Here is an 11,339-nt window from a genome sequence, read left to right on the forward strand (position 1 = left end):
CCCTCAAGATCGGTTTCCTGATTACCATTAAAGCAGTCTAACCAAAAATTGCCAAGAAGGTTTGTCAAATGTTCATTAACAACCGGAAGGAAGAATTTATCACCAGCGAGTTCGGACCGCTTTTGAAACGCACCAATACCATGACCGGTGAGGTGCAACTTTTCAGCCCAAGCGGTAAGTAGGTTTTAATTCAGCCAATATGTATCTCCGTCTTTCAGATATCTTACTTTTACTCCTAACAACTGGTATTTTTCAGGGTAATATGAAAAGGGATAACTTCTCTTGGTCGTAAGGCTTCAACCAATTTCTTTAAGGTTTGCAAAGTTGCATGCCCGCTCGTATGAACATAGTGATATTTCATATCCCTCTCTCTGACAAAATTAAGCAGACATGCCATATCAGGTTCATTCTGATACCCAAGCCACATTGAGTAAATGAAGTTCCCGCCAGAAAAATTTATTTTCTTTAGATCGCTAACCATCGAAGGGCGAACCAGCATCAATAACCTGTTTTGCTGCTCACTCACTTCTCTGCGGCTAATCTTAAACCTCTTAAAACGATAAAGCATGTCAGTATGCCCTAAATCACCCAACCGTTTACACAGCCAGTACGGAAAAAACACCCGCAGCTTCGAATATTGCTCTGATGGACAAGGAAGGCGCGCAAAATCGCGCAAGGCGTCTAGCACAATGGCAGTATAAACATCAATAACAAAAATTTTCTCACAGCGAAGCGCAGCACGATAAAAAGTAACCAGTCGGTCAATATTCTGCCCTGCAGAACAAGCAAGGCAAATACCATTTCCGCTGCCAATTACCTTTATAAGACTGTCCTCTAAATCTTTTTCTGTAACAATCTTTTCCTCAGGGCGTCCAAACGTCGTCCCCTCAAGAAGCATAACATCTACAGGTTTACCTGAAAGTGCTCTAATAAGGGCCTGCAGTGTGCTGGTTTTTCGTCCATGCTCGCGAAAGTCCCCGGAATAAAAAACGCTCTTGCCTTGTGCCTCTATCAGGAACGCGTAAGCATCGAATGCCGAATGGTCCACCAGGAAGGGCGTAATTCTGAACCCACCGACTTGCACCGGGACGCGGTTGGCAAAAGTGAATTGCTTGCCTCCAGCTCGCTCAAAAGGGCAAAACAGCATAGCAATATCCATTAAGCGCCGGGTGGCTTCTCCGCTAAATACCGGCACGTCAGGAGAAACAAAGTTCACAAGCCCATAGTGATCCATATGAGCGTGAGACAGGAATAACGCATCGATTCGCCTGCACTCTGTATCCCAAGTGTATAAACCTTTAATGTCAGGCAGAACACCCCTGCTTACCAGTTCGACTCCCGTTTGCAAGTGCAGCTTGCCGCTGTCAAAGCGAGCATCACCTTTTTTCACCAAAGGCAGGCCTAAATCTACAACAATGCGGGTATCCCCACTCTGCAGTTCAACGCAGGAACCGCCGATCTCGTGTGCTCCTCGATGGATTTTGATTCTCATACCATTACCCTTTCAACAGTGAAAGCAGGCCCTTCCTCTTCAATCAAAAAGAAAATAATCTTTAGCGCATCAGCCAGCCGCTTAAGATTGGGGCGTTTCCCGGCTATTATTTCTTTTATTTCCTTATGCTGTGATTGCTCCTTATATACAAGCACTGCCTTGCAAATGCAGTCGGCGCCGAGGTTGCCAAACCCATCCCTATACGACTCAATAAACAAGTCTTTATCAAGCAGTTGATAATACGTTGCAATCTCCAGCATACAGCGCAACAGTGTGTCGCTGCTTCCTTTTTTTAACTCTACCAGCCATGCTGTATTAGTATTTCGGTCGAATGACACCAGATCAATCTTGCCAGCCTTATCGTCCTGGGTGTTCTTAAGAGGCACCTGGTAATCAAAGACCTCGCCCAGGTCGCCAAGGTTATTGCCCTGCTTGGAATAATCAAAAATTTTTTTCGCTACAATCTCTTCTTCCCGGTTCGTCTGCCGCTCAATAGTGCCGTCGTGCGTTTCTACGCGGTAGCCCTTCTTTCTTTGAATACATGGTAATTTCTCCAGTTCTTTTGCTATGTTTGCTTGTAAGAGTTCTTCTGCAATCACTTCTGTATATAACTGCCGGCTCGGATCCCTTGTTTTCCCTCTCCAGTTAATAAACGGCTGCTGGTACAGCTGCTCGATATTTTGCATAGCCACTTTCGTTTCATAAATCACTCGCTCTTTCGTATAGGGAGCCGGGGGCCAGGCAATGCTTGTGTATTCATTCCTGAAATATGCAGTTATTGAAGCACAACGCTGAACCGGGAAATCGTTGTATGCCAGAAAGACAAAGCCAGAGCCGTAAGGCAGTTGTTCCGGATTTAAGCTTCCCTCACCGTAAGGCATGCACGCCACATATAGAAACGCTCGTAATACTTCTTCATCCGTTTCTTGATTGACGCCTTCTACCACAATCATCCTCTGGCTTTTCGGCCAGTAGGCAGGCTTATTGCGTTGATGATAAGGCATTCCCTTTTCCCACACTATTTCTATCTCTCCTCTGATATCTTCAACATTTGCCCCTTTTGCATTAAAAATTCTGAATTCCAGTCCCTGGTCGTTGGCGAATTTTTTCAATACACGGAGGACATGTTTTTTGCCTTTCGCATCCGTGTTGATTACCGGCATGCGTTTAATACCAAAGACAGCAGACAAAAATGTTTCTAATGGTTCATCGGGACCAAAAGGAGATACTATTCGTATCTCAGATGGATCAACTTTAGCCCACTTTTCGAGTAACTTCTTTTTCCTTTCCTCATCCATCTTTGGAACCCCCTTCGGCTGAACCTATTTTGAGCTTTATTCCCATAAGCTTTCCCTAGTTAAAAGGAAAAAAGCCTTCTCTCGCTCATCATAGCCGATTGGCTCGCCGATGCGTTCCAGAATTCTTATGTCACGCTGGACCGTGCGTATAGAGACATTAAACTCTTTTGCTAATTCCCTGGTCTTAACAGGCCCTTTTTGAAGCCTTTTCAGTATCATCAGGATACGGGAGATCCGTTCTTCGCACTGCCTGGCAATATGTTCCTGGCGATTTGCAGACGTTTTCTGTCTAAGGATGCTCAACCTTAACTTATGAGAGTCTGCAAACAATCCAGAATCAACTTTTACACACGAAGGCAGCGGCGATGGCCAGTGTGAACATGGCTTCTCTACAAATATAACTTTGAACTCGCTTGAGTCGTGTTCCTGCCACAACTCAAAAAGAAGTGCCGCGTCTTCTCGTGTGATTTTCTGAGGATTTACAATTGCCATAAATGCTGGTATTGCTATCAGGTCCTCAATAATACTGCATTCATGTACTTTAATATTAAGCTTTGCGGCAATATTGCGAATCTGGGTACCGAAGTTACTTTCTATACCAAAAGTAAGAATTGTGTCAGTAGCTGAATAGTGTTCATCCCACGCAAAGGGTTTTCCTGTCATTGGATTTAACATATTACTCACCTTACCCACTTACATCCCTCCCTTTCTGTTATAGTAACACCACATTACGACATGGTTTTGGCGCAAGAAACAATCTACCCCCAATTAGGGCTGGGGGGCAAAAGTATTTTGCTTCAATCCCTCGTAGGTAGGCTGGAAACTTACCCCGGGAAGGTCGACGGTGTCACATCGCTCACCCTGGCATACTGATTTTCCTCCTCTGAAGCTGTTTGCTGCTGTCTAGTTGCTATTGTTGGCCACCCTCAGGTTGTGATCACAGTGGTAGCAAAACCGATCCTCTAGTGTCGCAGGATTCTCGCAGGCCGGGCAGAGCCGCGCCAGGGGTGACTTGCGACCGCAGCCGGGACAGTAAAGATCCACGTCAAGCGCCGGTGCGTAACAATAAGGGCAGAGTTCGCCTTTCCCCACCAGAGACCAGCTTGCTGGGAAAATGTAGGAAGGCCCAGTGTGCCAGTCTTTTTGATGCCAACAACCAGCACATTGAGGCTACTGTTTTTGGAAGCGCGGAGCGTATACGCGCGTCAGGTCGATCTTACCGCGGACTGTCTCGTCTGGTCCGGTTCCGCCGGCTTCTTCGCGGCGTCCCGTTTGTTAGTAGACTGCGCCTGCGGGGTTTGCATTGCACTCAGAACACGCTGTTCAAAGCGGATACCACCGACAAAACCGACCGCAAGGGCCAAGATGAGTCCTGCTGAAAGCAGGATCCGGAAAACCCGCGATGTTCCGCCCCTCCCGCTGTTCACGCTGTCACTCACTGATCGTACCCCCTTTACAAGAAAGTTGCGCGTGCCGTTCATTTTCCGGGGTCACCTGCTCCAGCACCCCGATGGTGTCCAGCCGGGCTCTGGCGTGGGGCAAGCCAGGGTCGTCGGCCTGAAGCGAGCGTACCAGGTGTACCTCGGCATAGGCGGCACCAGCCTGGTAGCAGGGAATGACGTTTTGCATGCGTTGCTCGCTGACGAGGGCAATCATGGCACGCAAAGACAGACCCCCCTTATGCACAAGTAAGAATACTAACTGTAAGCAACCCGTCCAGACTCCGCACCAACTGTTTTTCCTCTCGCGGATGCTTGCGGGTGAGCCGGGTTGTCGTTCATCGCACAACAGGGTGCGTCATTGCGCAGACTGGTCACCGACCACAATAGCTCCGCCACCTCGTGCGCCTGCGACAGGTTGTCGTACCAAGGTAGAACACCGGTCCCGTTCTGGGCTTCCCGTCCGCTCTCATCGCCTTCTGACCACGCAGCACGGCCAACGGCGGCATCCTCTACGGCCGCCCGCCGGCGCATTGCCCGGTTCAGCCGCGAATACCAGCTTCCTCTCGTGCACGTCGCGGTTGCGCCATCTTTCCTCTTCCACCTGCCAGGCCGAACAACTGATCAGCCACTCACGCCCCAGAAGGACAGCCTGGTTGATGAGTTCCTTTTCAACACAGTACTTGATGAGCGCCAAATGGCGGCGGAACCTTTCAGCATCCGGAGCGTACAGGGCTTCCGGCGCCAGAGCGGGTTTCAATCCCTCGCAGGTAGGCTGGAAACCCATTTTTCCAAAAAACTTCAAACGCCTTTTAAAGGTTTCAATCCCTCGTAGGTAGGCTGGAAACCAGTCGGATAAATTCACATGCTTCCTCAAAACTAATGTTTCAATCCCTCGTAGGTAGGCTGGAAACTTGTAGGGTCTTTGGACAAACACAAAGGCTCTACAAGTTTCAATCCCTCGTAGGTAGGCTGGAAACTGGACGCGCCCGACGATGTGACCGACTTTTCCATGCGTTTCAATCCCTCGTAGGTAGGCTGGAAACCTGTTCTTTTTGCACCTGCTTCCCCTGCTTTTTGGTTTCAATCCCTCGTAGGTAGGCTGGAAACACCATGATTGGGTGGAAATTATGCAGTACCTCCTCACGGTTTCAATCCCTCGTAGGTAGGCTGGAAACGCAATTGAAGACACAACAAGAAAATAATAATAAATGGTTTCAATCCCTCGTAGGTAGGCTGGAAACCAGAGAATCAGGCGGTTAAAAACGACAAAGACCAGGGAGTTTCAATCCCTCGTAGGTAGGCTGGAAACTGAGCGGCGGCAGGTTGAGTAATTCTTTGGTGCGACGGTTTCAATCCCTCGTAGGTAGGCTGGAAACTCCTGAAAACAAAAAGAAGACGGAGGGGAGACACGGGTTTCAATCCCTCGTAGGTAGGCTGGAAACTCTTTCGGAGTCAAGGTGATGGTGTCGCTAGACACCGTTTCAATCCCTCGTAGGTAGGCTGGAAACTCCTGGACCGTCTCTGATGAAGCCGCGAAGGTGGAGGTTTCAATCCCTCGTAGGTAGGCTGGAAACCCTTCAAGCCGTGAATTTCCCTGCCGCCGAAGAAATGTTTCAATCCCTCGTAGGTAGGCTGGAAACCATCCACATTCGAGGTGGACAAGGCGCTTCCTGAAGGTTTCAATCCCTCGTAGGTAGGCTGGAAACGTGGAGCAGGAAGAAAGGGAACGCAGCTTAACCCAAGGTTTCAATCCCTCGTAGGTAGGCTGGAAACATTTACCACCGTTCGAATACCGTCGGGCAGCTCGTGTTTCAATCCCTCGTAGGTAGGCTGGAAACCACTTCTACCTTGCACTTAGCCCTTCTCATGGTCATGTTTCAATCCCTCGTAGGTAGGCTGGAAACGCATAACCAATTCCGGCCTTTCCTTGAAGAGAGCGGTTTCAATCCCTCGTAGGTAGGCTGGAAACCAAAGTTACACTCTCTTACCCTCTTTGACTCCTTCGTTTCAATCCCTCGTAGGTAGGCTGGAAACGCCTCCCCGCTGTGGGTGGCATAGTTACGTTGCTAGGTTTCAATCCCTCGTAGGTAGGCTGGAAACCCCTTGCCCGCGAGGTAGGGGTGTGGAACCGCTCCAGTTTCAATCCCTCGTAGGTAGGCTGGAAACTAACAAATTTGCTTTGGGTGGAGCCGCAGCTGCGTAGTTTCAATCCCTCGTAGGTAGGCTGGAAACGGGTTTGTAGCCGCACTTCTTGGCGAAAAATTTCCGTTTCAATCCCTCGTAGGTAGGCTGGAAACGTCAGAAAAACAGGCGCGTTTTATCATAAAAAAGAGGTTTCAATCCCTCGTAGGTAGGCTGGAAACCAATAGAAGCCTTACCACCAGGCAGTACCCTGAAGCGTTTCAATCCCTCGTAGGTAGGCTGGAAACATTTTTATAACAACTTGTATAACTAAATTAGTTGTGTTTCAATCCCTCGTAGGTAGGCTGGAAACCTGGACTCATTGGCGGCATTGTCCTTGCTGATGTAATGTTTCAATCCCTCGTAGGTAGGCTGGAAACTTATTTTTATTTGATCCTTGCAACATATTTCGTATGGGTTTCAATCCCTCGTAGGTAGGCTGGAAACTAAAGCAGCTGCTTTATCTAGTTCATTAAAACAATAGTTTCAATCCCTCGTAGGTAGGCTGGAAACCGTCCGTATACTCTGCTGAGCACCTTGAGAGCCTGGGTTTCAATCCCTCGTAGGTAGGCTGGAAACAGGAGGGAGAAATAATGACTCAGCTCTATAGCAACCGTTTCAATCCCTCGTAGGTAGGCTGGAAACGTCTACCAGGTAGTGGGAGACAACATCGAGGAGGGAGTTTCAATCCCTCGTAGGTAGGCTGGAAACGGGAAAGTGCATCACCAACGCGAACAGCGGCTCTACTGTTTCAATCCCTCGTAGGTAGGCTGGAAACGGAGAAGCTGTTAGCACCTTCCCCAGAAGCACTCAAGTTTCAATCCCTCGTAGGTAGGCTGGAAACAAGCAGGCAAGGCTGGCGCTAGAGGCGCCCGGAATGTTTCAATCCCTCGTAGGTAGGCTGGAAACATAAACATCTTTCTCCCTCCTTTCCTGGAAAAACCGTTTCAATCCCTCGTAGGTAGGCTGGAAACCAAAGTAAGCTGTTAGCAACAATTGAATGAAAAAACCGTTTCAATCCCTCGTAGGTAGGCTGGAAACGTTCGAGGAGCTTTTTTTGGGTACCCCTGTCGAAGCGTTTCAATCCCTCGTAGGTAGGCTGGAAACACAACGTGCGCCTACTGCCCTCGACGGTGCTCTCGAGTTTCAATCCCTCGTAGGTAGGCTGGAAACTACGCGAGATGGCCCGTGCCCTAGAGGAAGCGGCAAGTTTCAATCCCTCGTAGGTAGGCTGGAAACTCCCCACACTGCACTAGAGACCACCACCACCCTGGCGTTTCAATCCCTCGTAGGTAGGCTGGAAACAATAGCTGTTCCGAACGCTTAATGCACGCGTCCAGCTGTTTCAATCCCTCGTAGGTAGGCTGGAAACAATGGTAATCGGAGAGGTGAAACGCTGGATTATCAAGTTTCAATCCCTCGTAGGTAGGCTGGAAACCATTTTTGGCCATCTCTTCTGCCAGCTCTTCATCTTGTTTCAATCCCTCGTAGGTAGGCTGGAAACCCGCGCCCGAAGGCGGGCCGGAGTTCTGATCATGAGTTTCAATCCCTCGTAGGTAGGCTGGAAACACGGATCTACACCTAGACCGCGCAGAGTTTCCACGGTTTCAATCCCTCGTAGGTAGGCTGGAAACTGAATACAAAATAGTTAAAGCAGGCATCCCTGAGAAAGTTTCAATCCCTCGTAGGTAGGCTGGAAACTGACTAAGTTGGGACTGGCAAAGGTGCTGGATTATATGTTTCAATCCCTCGTAGGTAGGCTGGAAACGCTTATCCTGAGAGTTACATCTTCGATGGCGTCCAGGTTTCAATCCCTCGTAGGTAGGCTGGAAACAATTGAATAAACTCCTGGCAGACAATGACCAGTTGCGTTTCAATCCCTCGTAGGTAGGCTGGAAACGAGTTTAAGAAAGAAGAAAAGGAGTTTGAATTCGAGTTTCAATCCCTCGTAGGTAGGCTGGAAACACTCCAAAGGAGGCGGAGTGAATGAATATCCACGTGGTTTCAATCCCTCGTAGGTAGGCTGGAAACGTGAAGCCCTGAAAACATCGTAAGCCTATCCGAAACGTTTCAATCCCTCGTAGGTAGGCTGGAAACGCAGTTGTCCGAAGTATTGAAACTCCTTGCCTTCGGGTTTCAATCCCTCGTAGGTAGGCTGGAAACAAGAAGCCCCTGGACCATTCCCGCCAGGAAGACTACGTTTCAATCCCTCGTAGGTAGGCTGGAAACCAGTTGGCTGCATGGCTGCGGGTTGGCGCGAACAGGGTTTCAATCCCTCGTAGGTAGGCTGGAAACCAGGGCGTCCCGCCCGACGAGCTGCTTGAGTTAGTCTCGGTTTCAATCCCTCGTAGGTAGGCTGGAAACAGTTTGACGAACTGTTTTAACGCTGCAGAAGCTGTGGTTTCAATCCCTCGTAGGTAGGCTGGAAACCCGAAGTCCAGAAGCCGCTCCAGTTTATCTCCCCGTGTTTCAATCCCTCGTAGGTAGGCTGGAAACGCAATCACAGTCAATGATGTCAAAAACAGTACCATCGTTTCAATCCCTCGTAGGTAGGCTGGAAACTCGGAATGGTGGAACTGGACTGTGGGAATCCTGTCGTTTCAATCCCTCGTAGGTAGGCTGGAAACAAGATTGGTAAAATGTATGAATGCATGAGCTGTAATGTTTCAATCCCTCGTAGGTAGGCTGGAAACAGTGAATTAGCAAATCCTTATAGTTATAAAGAAGATGTTTCAATCCCTCGTAGGTAGGCTGGAAACCCGTTTACCGCTTCCCTATTGTAACTCTCAACTTAAGTTTCAATCCCTCGTAGGTAGGCTGGAAACAAAGCCTCAACGACTCAAAAGAATTAAATATTTCAAGTTTCAATCCCTCGTAGGTAGGCTGGAAACGAGAAGAGGGAAGAGAAGGCAATTCTTTCCAGTCTTCGTTTCAATCCCTCGTAGGTAGGCTGGAAACATAACTGCCTGAATATCAAACACCCGTCCTTTGTAAGTTTCAATCCCTCGTAGGTAGGCTGGAAACGCGTCCCCATGAAAGCCTGTTCAATATAATCCTTATGTTTCAATCCCTCGTAGGTAGGCTGGAAACATTAAATATGCTCCCAAAAAGCGTTAAAATTTTCAGGTTTCAATCCCTCGTAGGTAGGCTGGAAACTGAGATTCGTAGAAGTAATCGGCATACAGGAAAACAGTTTCAATCCCTCGTAGGTAGGCTGGAAACCGACCGATGAAGGGGGTTTTTCCCCCCCTGAAGAAAGTTTCAATCCCTCGTAGGTAGGCTGGAAACCAAAATATCGCACATATATTCACCTCCCCACAAGGAGTTTCAATCCCTCGTAGGTAGGCTGGAAACCCGTTTGAGGTCCTTCGCAGCGGCATCCACCACCCCAGTTTCAATCCCTCGTAGGTAGGCTGGAAACCGCCCGATCAACTCTTCAAACTCCTGCCCGTAGTTGGTTTCAATCCCTCGTAGGTAGGCTGGAAACTGGTATGATGGTTCAGGCAATGTAATTTATGGTTGTGTTTCAATCCCTCGTAGGTAGGCTGGAAACACAAAGGCAGACCTAGAAAAGCAAATTGCTAACGTAGTTTCAATCCCTCGTAGGTAGGCTGGAAACGAAGGTTTACTCAGGGGTTGAGGACAGTTTCATATGCGTTTCAATCCCTCGTAGGTAGGCTGGAAACTTTGATTTGCAAGATCTTCAGATCAAACTCCTCGAAGGGTTTCAATCCCTCGTAGGTAGGCTGGAAACTTTGATTTGCAAGATCTTCAGATCAAACTCCTCGAAGGGTTTCAATCCCTCGTAGGTAGGCTGGAAACTCCGGGAAGTCTATGAGGACTTAGTAAGCCGTCTGAGTTTCAATCCCTCGTAGGTAGGCTGGAAACCCAGCGCAATTGTATGCTGCGCTGAAGACGTTACGTGTTTCAATCCCTCGTAGGTAGGCTGGAAACTTTTTTGTTTTGCCTATTCTGCAATCGTAAAGCCAACGTTTCAATCCCTCGTAGGTAGGCTGGAAACGCCAATCGGAAAGCCCATCAAGCACTCCACAAACTCGTTTCAATCCCTCGTAGGTAGGCTGGAAACGGGCGATTTTGTTAATCTGAGATTCATAGAAGTTATGTTTCAATCCCTCGTAGGTAGGCTGGAAACCCTTTGCGCTACGGTTGGCTTTTATCTTGTAATAACGTTTCAATCCCTCGTAGGTAGGCTGGAAACTCCTGGTAGCCCAGTGGTTCAAGCAAAAGAGTGACCGTTTCAATCCCTCGTAGGTAGGCTGGAAACGGAATTCGTCCGACGTGTCGGTGAACTCGTCCCTAGGTTTCAATCCCTCGTAGGTAGGCTGGAAACATGAGTTTATCCGGGCGCTGGAGAAAGGTTTTGAAATTGTTTCAATCCCTCGTAGGTAGGCTGGAAACCCTCAATCTCTTCCCTGCGTGCCAGGATGGTTTCAGGTTTCAATCCCTCGTAGGTAGGCTGGAAACAAAGACAAAAATCAGAAAGAAAGACAATGGAGACAAGTTTCAATCCCTCGTAGGTAGGCTGGAAACTACTTGGTTTCTAGGATTAGCTTCTTCGCCTGCTCAGTTTCAATCCCTCGTAGGTAGGCTGGAAACATAGCAACCAAGACAACGACCATAGAAACGAATACAGTTTCAATCCCTCGTAGGTAGGCTGGAAACCGTCCCCAGTGTTTGCGAAGCATGATGTTGAGGCTTTGGTTTCAATCCCTCGTAGGTAGGCTGGAAACCCGTCTCCTGTATTTTTCTTGCGCCCTCTGCCTTTGTTTCAATCCCTCGTAGACCCCCATGCCGCTTTTTAGCGACACCAACAGAGGATGAAAATGGGTTCGTGTCGAACCATCCTTATTGCGGCTGGCGACGAGAGGTCGGTAGCACCTGGTGTTTTCAAGCCCGATCAGTAGA

7 protein-coding genes and 1 CRISPR repeat array are annotated in these 11,339 nt (G+C 48.6%); all 7 genes read right to left on the reverse strand.

All coding sequences use genetic code 11. The features are described from left to right. Positions 1–235: 235 nt before the first annotated feature. The 7 genes from HPY58_12550 to HPY58_12580 all read right to left on the reverse strand — a co-directional run bounded on the left by HPY58_12550 (position 236) and on the right by HPY58_12580 (position 4,926). Complete coding sequence (locus tag HPY58_12550; protein ID NPV30451.1) at positions 236–1,492, reverse strand: MBL fold metallo-hydrolase; 1,257 nt, start codon at positions 1,490–1,492, stop codon at positions 236–238. Further along, positions 1,489–2,790, reverse strand: coding sequence for a hypothetical protein (locus HPY58_12555; protein NPV30452.1), 1,302 nt, complete (start codon positions 2,788–2,790; stop codon positions 1,489–1,491). Before HPY58_12555 ends, HPY58_12550 begins: the two co-directional genes overlap by 4 nt. A 36-nt stretch (positions 2,791–2,826) precedes the next feature. Beyond that, on the reverse strand, positions 2,827–3,282 hold the full coding sequence (locus HPY58_12560; GenBank protein NPV30453.1) for a helix-turn-helix domain-containing protein: 456 nt from the start codon (positions 3,280–3,282) through the stop codon (positions 2,827–2,829). Between the two features lie 411 nt (positions 3,283–3,693). Continuing rightward, complete coding sequence (locus HPY58_12565) at positions 3,694–3,882, reverse strand: hypothetical protein (GenBank protein NPV30454.1); 189 nt, start codon at positions 3,880–3,882, stop codon at positions 3,694–3,696. 113 nt (positions 3,883–3,995) lie between these two features. Continuing rightward, complete coding sequence (locus HPY58_12570) at positions 3,996–4,229, reverse strand: hypothetical protein (GenBank protein ID NPV30455.1); 234 nt, start codon at positions 4,227–4,229, stop codon at positions 3,996–3,998. Beyond that, entirely contained in the window at positions 4,222–4,455 is a 234-nt protein-coding gene (locus tag HPY58_12575; GenBank protein NPV30456.1) for a hypothetical protein, read from the reverse strand. The genes HPY58_12570 and HPY58_12575 overlap by 8 nt, the downstream gene beginning before the upstream one ends. A 243-nt stretch (positions 4,456–4,698) precedes the next feature. Continuing rightward, on the reverse strand, positions 4,699–4,926 hold the full coding sequence (locus tag HPY58_12580) for a hypothetical protein (GenBank protein ID NPV30457.1): 228 nt from the start codon (positions 4,924–4,926) through the stop codon (positions 4,699–4,701). A 56-nt stretch (positions 4,927–4,982) separates the two neighbouring features. After that, a CRISPR array of direct repeats spans positions 4,983–11,229; the repeat unit is 30 nt; unit sequence GTTTCAATCCCTCGTAGGTAGGCTGGAAAC. The last annotated feature ends 110 nt before the right edge of the window (positions 11,230–11,339 follow it).

Source organism: Bacillota bacterium, assembly GCA_013177945.1.
In the GTDB taxonomy this organism is placed as follows: Bacteria; Bacillota; DSM-12270; order Thermacetogeniales; family Thermacetogeniaceae; genus Ch130.

Excerpts from the sequence above, each read along its gene's own strand:
- HPY58_12550 (NPV30451.1), bottom strand. The coding sequence starts at position 1,492 with ATGAGAATCAAAATCCATCGAGGAGCACACGAGATCGGCGGTTCCTGC.
- HPY58_12555 (NPV30452.1), bottom strand. The coding sequence starts at position 2,790 with ATGGATGAGGAAAGGAAAAAGAAGTTACTCGAAAAGTGGGCTAAAGTT.
- HPY58_12560 (NPV30453.1), bottom strand. The coding sequence starts at position 3,282 with ATGGCAATTGTAAATCCTCAGAAAATCACACGAGAAGACGCGGCACTT.